Source organism: Undibacterium sp. 14-3-2, from assembly GCF_016595265.1.
GTDB lineage: Bacteria > Pseudomonadota > Gammaproteobacteria > Burkholderiales > Burkholderiaceae_D > Undibacterium > Undibacterium aquatile.
Genome location: NZ_JAENGS010000008.1, coordinates 185,010 through 202,113 on the forward strand (window position 1 = coordinate 185,010; position 17,104 = coordinate 202,113).

Genomic DNA, 17,104 nt, shown 5'->3' on the forward strand with positions numbered 1-17,104 from the left:
TCAAAATGGCTTCATATATCAATACCAATATTGCATCCATGAATGCACAACGCAGCCTGACTACATCTCAAGGCTCTTTGCAAACATCCATGCAACGTCTGTCATCCGGTCTGCGTATTAACAGCGCAAAAGATGACTCCGCTGGTCTCGCAATTTCTCAACGTATGACTTCGCAGCTGAATGGTCAAAACCAAGCTGCACGTAATGCGAATGACGGTATCTCTCTGGCTCAGACAGCTGAGGGCGATCTGCAACAAATCGGTTCCAACTTACAACGTATTCGTGATCTGGCAGTTCAGGCAGCCAACGGCTCTAACAGTGCATCAGACCGCGCATCCCTGAATAACGAAGCCAGCCAGTTGATCTCTGAAATCAACCGTGTTGCAAGTTCTTCTAACTTTAACGGCGTGAATCTGCTTGACGGTAGCTTTGCAAACCAAACATTCCAGGTTGGTGCAAACGGCAGCTCAAACGATCAGATCAGCATTTCAGCAATCGCCAGTGCAAAATCATCGTCTCTCGGTGTTGGCTCCACATCCAGCTACAAAACAACTGTAGCAGGTGCGGGTGCTGTAACAACGACAGCTCTGGCATCCGGTGACTTGTCTATCAACGGTTACCAAGTCGGCGCATCTGCTAGTGATGGCGTATCCTTCTCTAATGCAACTGGTAGTGGTATTGCTAAAGCTGCAGCAATTAACGCAATCAGTGGTCAAACTGGTGTGACAGCAACAGTTGGTTCTACAACAGTTGCCGGTACAGCATCAACAAGCGCAACTGCAATCGCTTCTGGTGACATCACAATTAACGGTGTCAATCTGGGTGCATTGAGCGCCTCGACTTCCGGCGCTCAACGTGGCGCACAAGTTGCTGCTGCTGTTAATGCGATCAGCTCACAAACTGGCGTATCAGCTACATTTGATACAACAACTGGTGCTGTTGCCCTGGCAGCTGCTGATGGACGTAATATCACAGTTACAGCAAGTACTAATGCAGCTGCAGCTGCAGCCAATACAGGTATCACCGTATCTGCAACTGGTGCGACAGACATTGCTACATCGACACTTTCCCTGTCTTCCACAAGCTCTGCTGGTATTACTCTGGCAAATGGTACAGGTACAGGTTTGACAGCAGCAAACTTGACAGGTGGCTTCACTTCAGCAGCAGTCACAGTCGGTGCAGGTGTATCCTCTCTGAATCTGAGTACGGCGGCAGGGGCGCAGTCAGCTCTGGCAACCATCGATTCGGCGATTGCATCGGTCAATAGTTCACGCGCTTCTTTGGGTGCGATACAAAACCGCTTCACTTCTGCTGTCAACAGCTTGCAAACATCACAAGAAAACTTGGCATCAGCACGTAGCCGTATTCAAGACTCCGATTTTGCTTCGGAAACAGCAAATATGACTCGTTCTCAAGTGTTGCAACAAGCTGGTACTGCAATTTTGGCTCAAGCTAACTCATTACCTAACGGTGTTCTCGCACTGCTGCGTTAATCAATAGCTTCAGTTTTCTATTGATGTAGATAATTCCCCTGATCAGTTATGATCAGGGGAATCTAACTTTGAAGGAAATGATCATGGACATCCCATCGATTGGCAACCCGCCTCAATCGGGGCAATTGATCAGTGACAAAACTGCCGTCACCAACGTACGGTCAGCCCCTCCTGCTAATAACATTAGCGCACCCACGGCAACTGCAGTCGACAATTCTGAGAATAAGAAATTTGACAGCACCGAAGTTAATAAAGCAATCGCTCATATTAACGATGCGCTGCAGGCTCGCTCACAGGATTTACGCTTCAGCGTCGATACTGACAGTAAGCGTGTTGTTGTCAAAATTATTGATCAGCAAACAAATCAGGTGTTACGCCAGATTCCAACGGAAGAGGCACTTGAAATATCTAAATCCTTAGATAAATTAAAAGGATTACTCATTAAGAACGAAGCTTAATCGGTAACGATCTTTTTAAAATAGCAGGTAAAACCCCTTCTTTCATCTCAATTGAACAAGAATCAGATTTGATATAGTAAGGACCTCAAAAGGAGAATTATTGTGGCCATACAATCCACCGGTGTAGGTTCTGGACTTCCCGTTGACACCATTGTCAGCAAGCTCATGGCCATTGAGAGTCTGCCGCTAGCATCTATTCAGAAAAAACAAACAAGTTATCAGGCAGATGTCACTGCATTAGGCGCTTTAAGTGGTTCTGTCAGCTCCTTCCAGTCTTCCCTGATTGCACTGAGCAGTGCGTCCACCTTTAAGACGCTCGCAGCAACAGCAAGTGATACAGCAGTTGCCTCAGTTACAGCAAGCAGCACCGCCAGTGTTGGCAATTACAACGTTAATGTGACGCAACTTGCACAGTCTCAGACTATATCCAGCGCAGGACAAATCAATACTACAGCCTCCATCGGCAGTGGTGCCAGCACAACGTTAAGCTTTCAGTTCGGCAGTATTTCAGGTGGCACTCAGACTGGCGGAATATATAGTGGGGCAACGTTTACTCAAGATGCCAGCCAGGCAACAGGCACAGTAACGATTGATAGCACAAATAATTCACTGCAAGGCATCCGGGATGCCATCAATAACGCAAAAATCGGCGTGAATGCATCCATCGTCGGTGACGGCAGTGCGACTCCTTATCATTTAGTGCTGAATTCGACCTCAACAGGTGCAACATCAAGTTTGAAAATCAGTGTTGCCGGAGATGCGAATCTGCAAAATCTGCTTTCTTATGATCCCGCAGGCTCCCAGAATTTCAAAGAAGTGACTACTGGTCAGAATGCCAACCTGACCGTCAACGGCATTGCCGTATCCAGCGCGAGCAATAAGGTCGGAACGGCCATTCAGGGTGTGACAATCAGCGCTCAGAAAATTGGCACCACATCGATTGCAGTCAATACCAATACATCGGCAGTGCAAAATAGCATTAACTCTTTTGTCTCTGCGTACAACAGTCTGAACAGCACGATTGCACAACTGACTTCATATAATCCAACGACAAAAGCTGCGGGGGCGTTACTTGGCGACCCAACTGTCCAGGCAATTCAAAATCAGGTACGAAACACTTTGTCAACCGCAGTAAATGGTCTGGGTGGAGGCTTCACCAGTCTGGCGCAGATCGGCATCAGCTTTCAGAAAGACGGATCACTAGCAGTTGACTCCAGCAAACTGCAGACCGCATTGACAAATAATTTTAATGATGTCGGCGGATTGTTTTCGGCAATGGGCAAAACAACAGATAGTCTGACCAGTTTGTCCGGCTCCACGGCCGCAACACAGCCTGGCGACTATGCAATCAAAGTAACGCAGATTGCCACGCAAGGTGTGTTAACCGGTGATGTCAACTTGAATTCGGCATCAACTACGATTGCTGCGGGCACAAAAATTGATGTCAAAATTGACGGACTCTCCGGCACAGTGAGTTTAGCGGCAGGAAACTACACCGCGTCACAACTCGCTTCGATGATACAGTCGTCTGTCAATGGTACTGCCAGTTTCTCCAATGCAGGTGTCACGGTTACCACCTCAATTGACAGCAATGGTTTCTTGAATATTACTTCAGGAAGTTTTGGTAGTGCGTCCAATGTCAGCCTGACCAGTAACGCTGGCACGAGTGTCAGTGCATTGACTGGAACAGTCAGCACAGGAACAACGGGAAAAAATGTCGCCGGTACATTAAACGGCGTCTCAGCGACAGGTTTAGGTCAAATATTGACTGGCGCATCCGGCTCACCTTCTGAAGGCTTGCAAATCTTAGTGAACGGCGGTGCAACGGGTGACCGCGGCAAAGTCAGTTTTTCTCAGGGTTACGCATACAAACTGAATAATCTTGTCACCAGTTTCCTTGGAACGACAGGCACGATCAGTAGTGCAACAAAAGGTATTAACACGACATTAGCGTCACTACAGAAACAAACCGACGAGCTGAATGCGCGCTTGCTTAAAACCCAGAACCGCCTTCAGGCGCAATATTCTGCTCTTGATTCCGTCATTTCGAAATTAAATGCAACACAAAGCTTTTTAACTGCTCAGATTGGCATTCTGAACGGTTCAACGAATAAGTAACAAGCAACTGATAATTTAGAAAACTCAAAGGACTAGCTATGTTTGGCTCATCAAAATCCTATGGTGCAAGTGCATATACAAAAATTGGTGTGGAAACCGGCGTCATAGCTGCCAGCCCCCACAAACTGATCGTCATGTTATTCGATGGTGCGATCACAGCGATTGGAAATGCTTTACAGCAAATGCAAAAGGGAGAGATTGCAGCAAAAGGAAAATCAATTTCCCACGCTATTTCCATTATTGATAACGGCTTGCGTGCCAGCCTGGATAAGCGAGTGGGCGGTGAAATTGCACTCAATCTGGATGCGCTGTATGAATATATGAGCAGACAGCTATTGCTGGGAAATTTGAATAAAGATGAAGAAAAATTACTGGAAGTGCAAACTTTATTACGTGATCTGAAACAAACATGGGAAACCATAGAACCCGCAGCGCAAGCACCAACGCAGCCGGCGATCAGCGAACACGATCCTTTACAACCACGACAAGTTCACGTTTTTGAGGCCTGATTCATAATGGAAAGCATAGAAATTATTAAGCTGTACGAGAATATTGCCGTACTCACTGATCAAATGTTGAATGCCGCCCGCAACCGCGACTGGGAACAATTGACGGAGCTGGAAAACGATTGCAGCTCAAAGGTTCAAAAAATTCGTGATAATGAGAGTCCGGCATTCTTACCTCCGGAACTCAAAGAGCGAAAAATTCGTGTCATAAAAAAAATACTGGCCGACGATAAAGAAATTCGCGACATTACAGAACCGTGGATGGCTGAATTGTCTAATCTGATGAAAGCGTCAAGTGCCGAACGCAAACTGAATCACACTTATGGAGCCGCAAGCTCGGCGTAACAGATATGCCATACCGCCTCGATAATTCGATTACGACTGCCGATATCGAGGCGGCATCAGCGAGTTCGGGACTCCATTCGCTCAAGCAGGAAGTTGCCTCAAAACTTGCACAACTCGTTGTAGGTCAGCAACTCAAAGGGGAAATCCTCAACCGACAAAAGGACGGCAGCTTTACTGTCCGGGTCGCTAATTTTAGCGTTCGCATGCAACTCCCGGAAGGCGTTAAGGAGGGAGACTCAGTCTCGTTGCGTTTAATTTCAACAGATCCGAAACCAACGTTTGCCTTAGAAAGTAAATCTCAAATCCCAGAAAGCTTCATTGCCGGGCAAACCTACACACCTGGCAAAAAAACGCTATCTGATTTTTCAGCTTCGCCTCAGGCAAGGCTGGAAGATGCGAGCAAGTTAGCGCAAATAAAAACAATCCCCCAATCCACGTCAGCCCTCCCCCATCTGGAGGCTGGTATTCAATCGGACAGCAGCGTTACTTTTTTAAGTACGGCCAGCAAACTGATTGGCACCATTCTGCAGTCTGGAGATGCAAGTACCGAAAGCAACGCGATTGTCGGAAAAACTGCAATACTAAACTCGCAGGCCGATTTAAATAGCATCGAAAAAACGGCTGTATTATTAGAAAAAAAAATCAGCCAGAGTGGCCTCTTTTACGAATCTCACCTCGCAGAATGGGTGGACGGAAAAATAAAGCTCAGTGATTTACTAACAGAGCCGCAGTCCATGCTTTCTGCACTGAAGCAGAATATTAGCGGCGGGGAAAGCAATCTTATCTCAGGAAATAAAGAATTACTTCAGCTCATCCAGCAACAGTTGAGAACCTTGGAAAATCAAAGCCTGCGTTGGCAGGGCGAGCTTTTCCCTGGACAATACATGAAATGGGAAATCAAGAGAGATAAGCCTTCTCATCAAACCAGCGAATTTTCACCTGACGACAATAATTACTGGCAAAGTACCGTCAAGTTTGATTTACCCTCTCTGGGCACAGTTTCAGCAACGTTTAATTTTCGCGCAAATCATTTAAGCTTGAATATCAATGCTGAAAATGAAGATACGGTAAACGCTCTTAAAACTCACGCTGGGCAACTATCGTCCGCCCTGTCCTCTTTAGACACGATTCTGGATAGCCTGAGCGTCAGACAAAATGACAGTAAATAAACCTACTGACAAACACGCAGTCGCACTCGCTTACCATAGCGGGGATAGTGCTCCACGGGTTGTTGCCAAAGGCAAGGGAATAATTGCTGATGAGATAATCAGCAGGGCGAAAGAACACGGAGTCCACGTCCACGAATCAAAAGAGTTGGTATCTTTATTGATGAAAGTCGATCTGGACGAAAACATTCCCCCGGTTCTATATATCGCTGTTGCAGAACTGCTCGCTTGGCTTTACCATATAGACAAAGAAAAGTCCGGGGTCGAGCAGGAGACACCCTGAACCGTACTACCTCTACCATCTTAAAATTTTGACAGATAAGAGCAAATAAAAAACATGCAATCCCCTCCTTCTCTCGGGACTGAAAACCAAAGTCCTTTTCAGGTCGACTCTCGCAGGGAAATTATTTCCTTATTACGCGGCCTGAAAGATAGCAATCAGCTCATCAGCATGTTGATTCACGATGGCGCGGAAGTATTTATCACTTCCATTCTAGACGTTGACGATAACAATAATACGGTAACAGTTGACTGCGCCCCCGGCCAATTGGCCAATCAGAGAATAATTGAAGCACACCGGGTTTCATTTGAGGGTTTATTGGATAAAATCGGCATTCAGTTTTCCACAACAGGTGTCCATCGTGCCGAATTTGAGAACCGCCCAGCTTTACAATTCAGCATCCCGTCAAACCTGATCCGACTGCAACGACGTGAGTATTATCGAATCAATACTCCAGTCTCAACGCCGATTAAAGTAAGCTTTTCTGTTGAGGTGAATGATAGTATTGAAGTTTTGAAATTATCTCTGGTCGATATCAGTTGCGGTGGTATTGCCGTGCTTGATGAGAAAAAAATCCTCGACTGCACTCCAGGAAAAATCTATGAGCATTGCAAACTGGATTTACCGACAATTGGTCTGATCGATGTAGCGCTACAAATCAGAAACTCTCAAGATCTGGTTTTATTAAATGGAAAAACGAATCGTCGTATAGGCTGCCAGTTTTTCAATTTATCAAATTCAGTCCTGACCAGCGTTCAACGCTACATCATGAAATTAGAAAGAGAGCGGAATTCCAAAATGACTGGAATCCGCTGAAATACCTATCACTTCAATTGTGCTTAAGGTCAGATCTGCATATTCATGATGTCATGATATGCAGTGATTAATTTATTTCTGACTTGCACCGTCGTCTGAAATGAAATGTTTGCTTTTTGCATTGAAATCATGACATCAGACAAACTGACTTTATCGTCTCCTAAGGCAAATTTTTCTCCCAACTGCTGCGACGTCAGTTGAACTTTGTTTACCTGATCTAATGATGCTTTCAGCGCATCTGCAAAGTCTAAGCGTTTGGGCGCATCACTTTCCTCGGTGCGATTGATTCCGCTACCCGCCTCCATTTTCGCAGCCGTCGCTTTTAACTGAGCAACCATTGCGTCAATGCGACTGCTGTCAATGCCAGCCATTTTCATACATTCTCCATAGTCAATAAAGATTGATCTAGCATCTACCTTACCACCTAAAAAATTCTCCATTTCGATAAAAAGATGTACTAATTGACGCTTACTCTCCCGATTGAAATTCAGAATTCAGTGCAAAATCAGTAGTAAGGAAAAAACCAAAATGGCTTCGTAACATGATGCAAATACACTTCTTAATTTTCAATGCTGATCAGGTGATTTATGGCAACCGCTGAAAACATGATCATGGCTCCTGATGAGCTTGTGGAACCAAAAAAAATATTTGGGATTCCGCAAACGCCAGGCGTCCGCACAGCAATGCTTTCAGCGGGTGCCGCGCTGATACTGGCGATTATGGCCGGGATCTGGCTGTGGGGGCAGCAACCTGAATACAAAGTGCTGTTTTCAAACTTTAACGACAGGGATGGCGGCGCGATCGTCGCATCCTTGCAGCAAATGAACATTCCGTATAAATATTCGGAAACTGGCAGTGCGATTCTCGTACCTGCGAGCCAGGTACATGATGCTCGCCTGAAACTCGCGTCGCAAGGTTTGCCCAAAGGTGGGAATGTCGGTTTTGAATTAATGGAAAATCAGAAACTCGGAATTTCCCAGTTTCTCGAACAAGTCAATTTCCAACGTGCACTTGAAGGTGAGTTAGCCCGCTCAATTCAGGCGGTATCAGCCGTACAGTCAGCAAGGGTGCATCTGGCGATTCCGAAATCTTCCGTTTTTATACGTGATCAGCAAAAACCAACAGCATCGGTATTATTGAATTTATATCCAAGCCGAATTCTGGATCAACAACAAGTCAGCGCTATTCTGCATCTGGTCGCCAGCAGCGTTCCGGAACTGTCGACCAAAAACGTCTCGATTGTGGACCAAAACGGTAATTTACTTTCGGATATGAATAAACAGGCTGGAAGTAACAATCTTGATCCATCCCAGCTTAAGTACGTACAGGAATTTCAACAAAATATTGTCAAACGCATCGAATCTATTATTTCTCCGATAGTTGGCGCAAATAATGTTCGTGCAGAAGCAACTGCAGATATCGATTTTTCAAAAACTGAACAGGCAGCGGAAAGTTATCGTCCGAATTCTCCACCCGAGGCATCCACAATACGTAGCCAGCAATCTAGCGAAAGCTACAATAAAAACAACAATGCGTCCGGCATTCCCGGCTCACTGACCAATCAGCCACCAGTGCCTGTAACAGCGCCGATTGTGGCCAGCGGCACTGCAACATCTGCCTCAGCAGCAAACACAGGGCTTGTACAAAAAGACTCCACCATCAACTATGAAGTTGATAAAACTATCCGCTACACGCAGCAGGGAATGGGTGGCGTAAAACGATTGTCCGTCGCCGTTGTTGTGAATTACAAGAACGAAACCGATAAATCCGGAAAGATTACGACCAGAGCGCTGACGGATATTGAGAAGGCACAGATTACCGATCTGGCGCGCGAAGCGATGGGATTTAATAAAGACCGTGGCGATACTCTGAATGTTGTTAATAGCCCATTTGCCGGTCCGGAAAAAGAAACTATAGTAGAAGTACCATTCTGGAAACAACCAGAAACAATCCAGTTAGCAAAAGAACTGGGGAAATACTTATTAATCGCCGCAGTTTTAGCCTATTTATTCTTTGGCTATCTGAAACCCATGTTGTACAAAATTATGGGCAAAGACGTCGCCGAAGAAAAAGCCAAAAAAGAAGCTGAAGAAGCGGAAAAACTCACCTCGGCTGAAAAAGAATTACAGCAGGAGGAAGACGATGATACGTATGTCAATCTCTCCAGCGAAGAAGAAATACAAGCCGCAAAACAAGGAAACAGTTATGAGTTAACCTTGGACATGGCTAAAGAATTAGCAAAAAATGACCCGAGAATTGTTGCTAACGTAATCAAGACATGGATTAACAATGAGTGATGATGGCGTACAAAAAGCAGCAACCTTCATGCTTGCGCTTGGTGAAGACGGTGCTGCAGAGGTAATGAAATTTCTGGGCCCACGTGAGGTGCAGAAAATTGGCGCTGCTATGGCGACAATAGGTGCAATCCCCCACGAGCGCATAGCGAAGGTTCTCGACGAGTTTAAAGCAGCCGCAGATCTCAGTTCATCTGTCGGTTTAGACTCTGACGAATATATCCGCAATGTCCTCACCAAAGCACTGGGTGACGACAAGGCATCGTCTTTATTGAATCGTATCCTGGGTGGAAAAGACGCCAGCGGCATTGAAAGTCTGAAATGGATGGACTCAGCGTCGGTTGCCGACCTGATTAAAAATGAACACCCGCAGATCGTCGCAACGATTTTAGTTCACCTGGAAAGCGATCAGGCGTGTGAAATTTTAAATAATTTCTCAGAGCGCTTAAGAAATGATGTTGTTTTGCGCATCGCTACGCTCGACGGTATTCAGCCAGCTGCACTCAGAGAGTTGAATGACGTTCTCACTAAACTACTGACTGGCAATGAAAGCCTGAAGAAAAAATCAATCGGTGGGGTCAGGGCCGCGGCAGAAATATTGAACTTCATGAGCGGTGAAAACGAAGCATCTGTTATGGATAATCTGCGCAAATATGATGGTGATATGGCAGAAAAAATCATGGATGAGATGTTCGTTTTTGACAATATCATGGAAATTGATGACAAGGGTATTCAGTTGCTGCTGCGCGAAGTGCAATCCGATTCGCTGATCATCGCGCTCAAAGGCGCCAATCAGGATATGCGGGAAAAAATCTTTAAAAATATGTCTCAGCGTGCCGCTGAAATGATGCGCGAAGATCTTGAATCCAAAGGGCCGGTGAGATTATCTGAGGTGGAAGCGCAGCAAAAACAAATTCTACTCGTTGTGCGTCGACTCGCCGATGAAGGCCAGATTATGTTAGGTGCAAAAGGTGAAGACTCTTATGTCTAGTGTCTTACGAAAAGACGACGTTTCGGCTTACCAACGATGGGAAATGGCATCATTTGGAGAAACGCGCCCTCATCACATTCCAGAGCCCAAACACGAACCCGAGCCAGCCAGGTTCGTTCCGACTGTATCGGAACATGAGCTGGAAGAAATACGTGAAAAAGCAAGACAGGAAGGCTATGTCATTGGCTATCAGGAAGCCTATGAACGCGGTCTGATTGAAGGGCAAGAGGCAGGACAGCGCATGGCGACAGAAAATATGCAGCCCGACCTTCAAAGCATACGTGACTTGTCAGAAAAGTTCTCAACTGAATTAGGTGAAGCAGGAAAAGCGACAGGCAAAGACTTACTTGATCTGGCGATCAGCCTGGCATCAACAATTTTAAAAACGCGGATAGAATTGGATGAAAATATTATTCTCCCTATCGTTGAGGATGCGATCGCGCAATTACCATCAGTACAAACAAATGCAAGCATCAGTTTAAATCCAGCCGATGCAAGCATCGTTAAGAATAACCTTGGCGACACGCTGATCGCCAACGGCTGGCGCATTGTCTCCGATCAACAACTGTCTCGCGGTGACTGCAAAATTGAGACATCACAAAACCTCATCGACTCCAATATTGAAACCCGATGGGAACGCTTAACAGCCTTGATGCGAAAAAATGCATCGGATTCTGAGTAAATCCCATGGACACTGCTTTCACAGACCAATGGAAATCTATTCTGACTGGCAGCAAAGATCTGCTGGCCGGAAATGATGCCGTTCAACCCGCCGGCAGAGTCACTAAAGTCACAGGCTTAGTCATGGAAGCCGTCGGTTTGCGCTTACCGGTAGGAAGTGCCTGTTCTATACATTTAGCGGGCGGTGCAAAAATCGAAGCAGAAGTTGTCGGTTTTGATGGAGACAGACTGTTCCTGATGCCTCATAGCGACCTCGAGGGGGTTACTCCCGGCGCTCCGGTTTTTGCCGAAGAGTCACGACAAACATCCAGTCATCCACTCAGAAGACCAAGCGACAGAAGCCGCCAACTTCCAGTCGGTTACCAGCTATTAGGACGTGTGCTAGACGGCAATGGACGTCCGCTAGATACACTTGGTGCCCTGAAAACGACGGAATCCGCGCCACTTGCGGCGCGGATTTACAACCCTCTGGAACGAGCACCGATTGTCGACACACTTGATGTTGGCGTTCGCGCAATCAATAGTATGCTCAGCGTCGGACGAGGACAACGCCTTGGTTTGTTTGCTGGTTCGGGGGTTGGTAAAAGCGTGCTGCTCGGAATGATGGCGCGGTTTACTACCGCGGACATTATCGTCGTAGGATTGATTGGTGAACGGGGGCGCGAGGTAAAAGAATTTATTGAACAGATTCTTGGCACAGAAGGGCTGGCAAGGTCGGTAGTCGTAGCAGCGCCAGCGGATGCTCCGCCATTATTGCGTTTGCAAGGCGCTGCGTACGCAACAACAATCGCCGAATATTTCCGAGATCAAGGACACAGCGTTCTACTGATCATGGACTCCTTGACACGATATGCGATGGCGCAACGGGAAATTGCTCTGGCGATCGGCGAACCGCCTGCGACCAAAGGCTACCCTCCTTCAGTTTTTGCAAAATTACCCGTGCTTGTCGAACGTGCCGGCAATGGCAAAGAAGGCGGAGGTTCGATCACCGCGTTTTACACAGTATTGACTGAGGGCGATGATCAACAGGACCCTATCGCGGACTCTGCGCGAGCAATTCTTGATGGTCATATAGTCTTGAATCGTACATTGGCTGAGAGCGGTCATTACCCTGCCATTGATATCGAACAATCTATCAGCCGGGCGATGCACAGCATCACGACTCCGGAACATCAGCAACTTGCCAGGAAGTTGAAACAACTATACTCAAGATACGAGCGCAGCAGAGATTTGATCAGCGTTGGCGCTTATGCGCCGGGCTCAGATCCCTTGCTTGACGAAGCGATTCGGCTGCATCCTCGAATCATTGCGTTTTTACAGCAAGATATTACTCAGAAATGCAGCATATCAGAGAGCTTGGATGGACTTCGGGCTCTATTCCAAGGATAGATAATTTTAGTTAGCTCTATACTTAGGTACAGATGGCAAAGAGATCACCAATAAACACTTTAATTGAGATTGCGGACCGGGAAACCGATGACGCGGCGAAGCGCTTGGGACAAGCCATTCGGTATCACGAAGAAACGCAAAGTAAGCTGAATTTATTAATCCAGTATCGAGATGATTACGACAGCAAATTCCAGGCCGCCGCCGCCGCTGGTATCAGTGCCAGCCAATATGGAAATTTTCTAGGTTTTTTAGCCAAACTTGACAGTGCCGTTGAAGGTCAAAAAGAAGTGATACGAAATGCAGAATCAAAAGTTCAGGCGGCGAAACTTGATTGGCAAGGGAATGAAAAGAAACGGCTGTCATATAACACCCTTGATCACAGGGTAAAAATGGTACAGCAAAAAAAGGACGCCAAATCGGATCAGAAACAAACCGACGATTTTGCTGCGCGGGCGTATTTTTATAAATCAGAGTAGCAACTTAATAACGGCAACATCTATGCAAACACTCAATATTGTCAGCGCACTCAACAATCAGAACAGTGCGGCGAAAACGAGCAAGAGCAATCCAGTGGTGAATGCTGATAACTCTTTTAATAAGCTGCTCAAGAAAGAAATAAGCGGAAATAAAGCGACGTCAGCGCCTGCCCCAAGGGAAACCAATAGCAAATTGCCCACAAAAAATGTTGAGCCACCTAAGCAAGACGCTGCGACGCCGCCTGAAGAATTGCATGACGCTAGCACTGCGCTGAAGAAAAGCGAAGATACTGAAAAAGAAGACACTCAAACGGAAAAAAAAGAAACGGATGACAGCGATCATCAATTGATACAACTGTTTAACGCCTTAAATGATATTTCTAAGTTGGTACCTGCAAAATCTGGCGATGATGCCGCGTTGAAAAGCGACACAGGTGTCATTTCGGACACCTCAAACAGCGGCTTATCGCTACAGCCGTTGAACGAAAAAAATGCATCCCAGTCTGCGGGAATATCAAAAGAAGCCGCCTTTGACGTCATCGTCAGTAATACCCTGTCATCCCGCCTGGAAACTACTGCCCCCGAGCTCACAGCCGAAACTCCAGTGACAGATACGTCCCAGATTGTAAAAGACAAAGGAATAGGATCTGACACATCAACATCATTTGCAGATCACCTGGACCTTAAATCAGAAAAAGGTGAGCCGCTCACGTTGCAAACAAGCGCCCAACAGGATGTATCGCCTAAAACAAATGTCTCTGCCGATAAACTGGAACGATCTATTGATCAGCTTGCGTTAAGCTTACGAAAAGATGAAGCGATGAGCCCGGTCAACGTCCAACAAGCGCCGCCGCAACAACAGCTTAACGCTACGCAGAATGCGACGATCACAGGTGCCGTTTCTGCTAACCAAATATCACCTCCACTGAATTCGTCCGCATGGGATAAAGCGGTGGGACAAAAAGTAATCTGGATGGTGGGCGCCAGCATGCAATCGGCTGAGTTAACTCTGAACCCACCTGATCTGGGTCCATTACAAATCGTATTGAATGTCACGAACGATCAAGCAAACGCAACTTTTATCTCCGCACATCCAGATGTCAGGGAGGCACTGGAGGCTTCTCTGCCTAAATTACGTCAGATGATGGATGATGCCGGAGTCCAACTATCAGGTTTCTCAGTCAACGCAGAAGCATCTAATCAGGGGCAACAAGGTCGCGAATTCAGACAAACAAATCCGTCCACCTCAATTGCCAGAAATGGTGGGGGCGAAAGCGTTATCAGCAACCAACCTATATCCGACGTCAAAACGACCAAAATAATTTCTCGCATTGGGGCTGTCGATACGTTTGCATAGTGCTTAGTTGAAAAACTTGTCTCTCAAACAGGTAGAATAAAGAAATAAAGCATTTAACCGGGAATAACGCGTTCTTCATGAATAGATCGCATTATTATTTTTTCAGAATTGAAAAGATGAGTGGTATTTGTCCGTCTTTTCTCCTGTTATTCGATGCTTTTTTTCGAAGATAATATAAGAAATAGCGGAAAAATACCGCTGCTTGAGAGGAAAAATATGGCGAAGAAACCTGCTAAGGCAGCTCCCGAAACCGGTGAAGCTGCTCCAGCAAAATCAAAGAAAAAATTAATTATTATCATTGCGGCCGCGGTACTTGTTCTCGGTGGTGTCGGTGGCGGTGCTGCTTTCTTTTTATCGAAAAAATCTGCGTCAAAAGAAAAAGAGCACAAAGCAGAACCAGCGAAGGCGCCGGTATTTCTTCCTTTAGATGCGTTCACAGTAAATCTGCAGTCAGATAGCGGCGATAAGTATTTGCAAATCGCGATGACACTTCAGGTAGAAGGTGAAGATCAGTCATCACTGATTAAAGCAAATATGCCTCAGGTGCGCAGTCGATTGCTGTTACTTTTATCGAGCAAAGATGCCAATGATATTCTCTCCACTGAGGGCAAAGATAAACTGGTAGACGAAATCATTGAAAAAGTTAATCAACCTTTTACTGCGAAAGGTGAACCGCAAAAAGTAACGGGCGTTTTCTTTACTTCCTTTGTAGTTCAATAGCACTATGTCAGATAATTTCCTCTCCCAGGAAGAAGTCGATGCGCTGTTAAAGGGCGTCACGGGAGATCAAGATGACTCTCAGTCTCAAGAAGACACGTCGGGTGTACGTCCCTATAACCTTGCGACGCAAGAGCGCATTGTTCGCGGCCGTATGCCGACGCTGGAAATTATCAACGAAAGATTTGCCCGTCTTTTACGCATAGGGTTATTTAATTTTTTACGCCGTAGCGCAGAAGTTTCCGTTGGAACGGTCAGAGTTTCCAAATATAGTGAATTCATCCGTAATCTGGTTGTACCGACCAATCTGAATCTGGTGCACATGAAGCCACTCAGGGGAACTTCGCTGGTGGTGCTCGACCCTGGTCTGGTATTTCTTTTGGTCGACAATTTATTCGGTGGTGACGGTCGCTTCCACACCCGTGTTGAAGGACGTGATTTCACGCAGACTGAGCAAAGAATTATTCAACGCATTCTGGAAATTATTTTTGAAACCTACGCAAAATCGTGGGAGCCAGTCTATCCAGTTGAGTTCGAGTATATTCGTTCTGAAATGAATACCCAGTTTGCCAATATTGCGACACCAAACGAGGTAGTGGTATCGACAACCTTTACCATAGAATTGGGGCCAGTTAGCGGTGAAATGCATATTTGCATGCCCTACTCCACGATTGAGCCTATCAGAGATATTCTGACCAGTAGCCTGCAAGGTGAAACACTGGAAGTTGACAAACGCTGGGTTCGTTTGATGACGCAGCAGATTCAGATTGCGGAAGTGGAAATAGTTGCTGACTTAGGCACAACCCGTGTCACACTAGGCGACATTCTGAATATGAAAACCGGAGACATCATTCCCTTAAATATCCCGGAAGTGATCTCTGCCAAGGTTGATGGCACCCCGGTAATGGAATGCAAATACGGTGTATTCAACGGACAATATGCGTTACGTGTGGAAAAACTGATCAGTTCCAGCGTACAAGAAGTAGCAGCACAAGGAGAGAACCATGGATGAAAATACAGATAGCCCGATCAGCGAAGACGATTGGGGCGCAGCAATTGCAGAGCAGGAGAAAGCCGATGCCGCTGCGGCAGCTGCAGCGGCGAGCCAAAAATCCGAACCGCCAGCAAATCCTGCGATATTTAAAGAATTCAGCGCAAAAGGAAGTTCGACTGAAACACACAACGATATCGACTTCATTCTCGATATCCCTGTGCAGTTGACGGTTGAATTGGGAAGAACCAAGATCGCGATTAAAAATTTGCTGCAACTGGCGCAGGGTTCCGTTGTGGAACTTGATGGTCTGGCAGGTGAACCGATGGATGTACTGGTGAACGGCTGCCTGATCGCTCAAGGCGAAGTTGTGGTTGTTAATGATAAGTTCGGTATTCGTCTGACTGACATCGTGACCCCCGCAGAACGAATTCGCAAACTGAATAAATAATGAAACCTCACAGTAAATTCATATCGTTATTTTTACTGGCTGCGTCTGACTATGCCCTCGCCGCAGATGCTGCCCCGCTGACGCCCGGAGCTGGCTTGTTGCAAATCACCTTGGCTCTGCTTTTTGTTCTCGGTTTAATGTTTTTCGCTGCCTGGGCTTTCAAGCGGATTGGCCCGGCAACCTCCGCAAACAAGATTCCAATGAAGATTCTGGGCGGTCTGAATGTAGGAAATCGTGAACGAGTAATGGTTATTGAAGTTGGAGATCAATGGCTGGTGCTTGGCGTCACAGCTTCAAATATCAACAATTTGGCGACACTCCCAAAACAGGAGTCCTTATTGCAAGTCACACCGGCAAATCACAGCTCTTTTCAGGATTGGCTGCAACGAACAATCGAAAAGCGTGTGACTACGCCAACTGATACAAATACGTAAATTCCGCATGAAAATCCTGCGCACTTCACTTCTTTATTGTTGTCAGATTGTCGTTCTGATTTCAATCATCTTCCCGGATATTGCCCTGGCTCAATCTAGCGGCGCTTTACAGGCGATTACAAGCACTCCAGCTCCGGGCGG

Annotated in this window: 19 protein-coding genes; 18 read left to right on the forward strand and 1 reads right to left on the reverse strand. The window is 46.3% G+C overall.

Going from position 1 to position 17,104, the window contains the following annotated elements:
* The first annotated feature begins 5 nt into the window (after positions 1–5).
* The 8 genes from Undi14_RS17195 to Undi14_RS17230 all read left to right on the forward strand — a co-directional run bounded on the left by Undi14_RS17195 (position 6) and on the right by Undi14_RS17230 (position 7,182).
* On the forward strand, positions 6–1,493 hold the full coding sequence (locus Undi14_RS17195) for a flagellin (RefSeq protein WP_186883506.1): 1,488 nt from the start codon (positions 6–8) through the stop codon (positions 1,491–1,493).
* Between the two features lie 83 nt (positions 1,494–1,576).
* Positions 1,577–1,951, forward strand: coding sequence for a flagellar protein FlaG (locus Undi14_RS17200; RefSeq protein WP_186883507.1), 375 nt, complete (start codon positions 1,577–1,579; stop codon positions 1,949–1,951).
* Positions 1,952–2,053: 102 nt separating this feature from the next.
* Positions 2,054–4,069, forward strand: coding sequence for a flagellar filament capping protein FliD (gene fliD, locus Undi14_RS18560; protein ID WP_186883508.1), 2,016 nt, complete (start codon positions 2,054–2,056; stop codon positions 4,067–4,069).
* A gap of 38 nt (positions 4,070–4,107) precedes the next feature.
* Positions 4,108–4,578 carry a flagellar export chaperone FliS gene (gene fliS / locus Undi14_RS17210; RefSeq protein WP_186883509.1) on the forward strand — a complete coding sequence of 157 codons (471 nt, stop codon included), beginning with the start codon at positions 4,108–4,110 and terminating at the stop codon, positions 4,576–4,578.
* Positions 4,579–4,584: 6 nt separating this feature from the next.
* On the forward strand, positions 4,585–4,920 hold the full coding sequence (locus Undi14_RS17215; protein ID WP_186883510.1) for a flagellar protein FliT: 336 nt from the start codon (positions 4,585–4,587) through the stop codon (positions 4,918–4,920).
* 5 nt (positions 4,921–4,925) lie between these two features.
* Positions 4,926–6,089 (forward strand): flagellar hook-length control protein FliK, encoded by a 1,164-nt coding sequence (locus Undi14_RS17220; RefSeq protein ID WP_200181839.1) that lies wholly within the window; start codon positions 4,926–4,928, stop codon positions 6,087–6,089.
* Complete coding sequence (locus Undi14_RS17225; RefSeq protein ID WP_200181841.1) at positions 6,076–6,369, forward strand: EscU/YscU/HrcU family type III secretion system export apparatus switch protein; 294 nt, start codon at positions 6,076–6,078, stop codon at positions 6,367–6,369. The genes Undi14_RS17220 and Undi14_RS17225 overlap by 14 nt, the downstream gene beginning before the upstream one ends.
* 54 nt (positions 6,370–6,423) lie before the next feature.
* Positions 6,424–7,182: a flagellar brake protein gene (locus Undi14_RS17230; RefSeq protein WP_200181843.1), complete on the forward strand. Its 759-nt coding sequence runs from the start codon at positions 6,424–6,426 to the stop codon at positions 7,180–7,182.
* A 29-nt stretch (positions 7,183–7,211) separates the two neighbouring features.
* Here Undi14_RS17230 and fliE read toward each other — a convergent pair whose 3' ends face one another.
* Entirely contained in the window at positions 7,212–7,559 is a 348-nt protein-coding gene (gene fliE, locus Undi14_RS17235) for a flagellar hook-basal body complex protein FliE (RefSeq protein WP_186898429.1), read from the reverse strand.
* 210 nt (positions 7,560–7,769) lie between these two features.
* Between fliE and fliF the strand changes: the two genes are divergently transcribed.
* From fliF to fliO, 10 genes are all read left to right on the forward strand, one after another.
* Positions 7,770–9,479, forward strand: a complete 1,710-nt coding sequence (gene fliF / locus Undi14_RS17240; protein WP_200181846.1) for a flagellar basal-body MS-ring/collar protein FliF — start codon at positions 7,770–7,772, stop codon at positions 9,477–9,479.
* Positions 9,472–10,467: a flagellar motor switch protein FliG gene (gene fliG / locus Undi14_RS17245; RefSeq protein ID WP_186883514.1), complete on the forward strand. Its 996-nt coding sequence runs from the start codon at positions 9,472–9,474 to the stop codon at positions 10,465–10,467. Before fliF ends, fliG begins: the two co-directional genes overlap by 8 nt.
* A complete protein-coding gene (locus tag Undi14_RS18565) occupies positions 10,439–11,149 on the forward strand; it encodes a flagellar assembly protein FliH (RefSeq protein ID WP_200181848.1) in 711 nt (236 codons plus the stop codon). The genes fliG and Undi14_RS18565 overlap by 29 nt, the downstream gene beginning before the upstream one ends.
* Positions 11,150–11,154: 5 nt before the next feature.
* Positions 11,155–12,537, forward strand: a complete 1,383-nt coding sequence (gene fliI / locus Undi14_RS17255; RefSeq protein WP_200181850.1) for a flagellar protein export ATPase FliI — start codon at positions 11,155–11,157, stop codon at positions 12,535–12,537.
* A gap of 32 nt (positions 12,538–12,569) precedes the next feature.
* Entirely contained in the window at positions 12,570–13,013 is a 444-nt protein-coding gene (gene fliJ / locus Undi14_RS17260; RefSeq protein WP_186883517.1) for a flagellar export protein FliJ, read from the forward strand.
* A 22-nt stretch (positions 13,014–13,035) separates the two neighbouring features.
* A complete protein-coding gene (locus Undi14_RS17265) occupies positions 13,036–14,370 on the forward strand; it encodes a flagellar hook-length control protein FliK (RefSeq protein WP_200181852.1) in 1,335 nt (444 codons plus the stop codon).
* A gap of 216 nt (positions 14,371–14,586) precedes the next feature.
* Positions 14,587–15,090, forward strand: a complete 504-nt coding sequence (gene fliL, locus Undi14_RS17270) for a flagellar basal body-associated protein FliL (RefSeq protein ID WP_186883519.1) — start codon at positions 14,587–14,589, stop codon at positions 15,088–15,090.
* A gap of 4 nt (positions 15,091–15,094) precedes the next feature.
* Complete coding sequence (gene fliM / locus Undi14_RS17275) at positions 15,095–16,099, forward strand: flagellar motor switch protein FliM (protein ID WP_186883520.1); 1,005 nt, start codon at positions 15,095–15,097, stop codon at positions 16,097–16,099.
* A complete protein-coding gene (gene fliN, locus Undi14_RS17280; RefSeq protein WP_186883521.1) occupies positions 16,092–16,529 on the forward strand; it encodes a flagellar motor switch protein FliN in 438 nt (145 codons plus the stop codon). The genes fliM and fliN overlap by 8 nt, the downstream gene beginning before the upstream one ends.
* Positions 16,530–16,624: 95 nt before the next feature.
* Entirely contained in the window at positions 16,625–16,963 is a 339-nt protein-coding gene (gene fliO, locus Undi14_RS17285) for a flagellar biosynthetic protein FliO (RefSeq protein ID WP_234030663.1), read from the forward strand.
* Positions 16,964–17,104 lie beyond the last annotated feature (141 nt).

Coding starts and splice junctions, on each gene's coding strand:
- Undi14_RS17230 (WP_200181843.1), top strand. CDS start 6,424: ATGCAATCCCCTCCTTCTCTCGGGACTGAAAACCAAAGTCCTTTTCAG.
- fliN (WP_186883521.1), top strand. CDS start 16,092: ATGGATGAAAATACAGATAGCCCGATCAGCGAAGACGATTGGGGCGCA.
- Undi14_RS17200 (WP_186883507.1), top strand. CDS start 1,577: ATGGACATCCCATCGATTGGCAACCCGCCTCAATCGGGGCAATTGATC.
- fliJ (WP_186883517.1), top strand. CDS start 12,570: ATGGCAAAGAGATCACCAATAAACACTTTAATTGAGATTGCGGACCGG.
- fliM (WP_186883520.1), top strand. CDS start 15,095: ATGTCAGATAATTTCCTCTCCCAGGAAGAAGTCGATGCGCTGTTAAAG.
- fliL (WP_186883519.1), top strand. CDS start 14,587: ATGGCGAAGAAACCTGCTAAGGCAGCTCCCGAAACCGGTGAAGCTGCT.
- Undi14_RS17195 (WP_186883506.1), top strand. CDS start 6: ATGGCTTCATATATCAATACCAATATTGCATCCATGAATGCACAACGC.
- fliI (WP_200181850.1), top strand. CDS start 11,155: ATGGACACTGCTTTCACAGACCAATGGAAATCTATTCTGACTGGCAGC.
- fliF (WP_200181846.1), top strand. CDS start 7,770: ATGGCAACCGCTGAAAACATGATCATGGCTCCTGATGAGCTTGTGGAA.
- fliS (WP_186883509.1), top strand. CDS start 4,108: ATGTTTGGCTCATCAAAATCCTATGGTGCAAGTGCATATACAAAAATT.
- Undi14_RS17225 (WP_200181841.1), top strand. CDS start 6,076: ATGACAGTAAATAAACCTACTGACAAACACGCAGTCGCACTCGCTTAC.
- Undi14_RS17215 (WP_186883510.1), top strand. CDS start 4,585: ATGGAAAGCATAGAAATTATTAAGCTGTACGAGAATATTGCCGTACTC.
- fliE (WP_186898429.1), bottom strand. CDS start 7,559: ATGAAAATGGCTGGCATTGACAGCAGTCGCATTGACGCAATGGTTGCT.
- Undi14_RS17220 (WP_200181839.1), top strand. CDS start 4,926: ATGCCATACCGCCTCGATAATTCGATTACGACTGCCGATATCGAGGCG.
- fliG (WP_186883514.1), top strand. CDS start 9,472: ATGAGTGATGATGGCGTACAAAAAGCAGCAACCTTCATGCTTGCGCTT.
- Undi14_RS17265 (WP_200181852.1), top strand. CDS start 13,036: ATGCAAACACTCAATATTGTCAGCGCACTCAACAATCAGAACAGTGCG.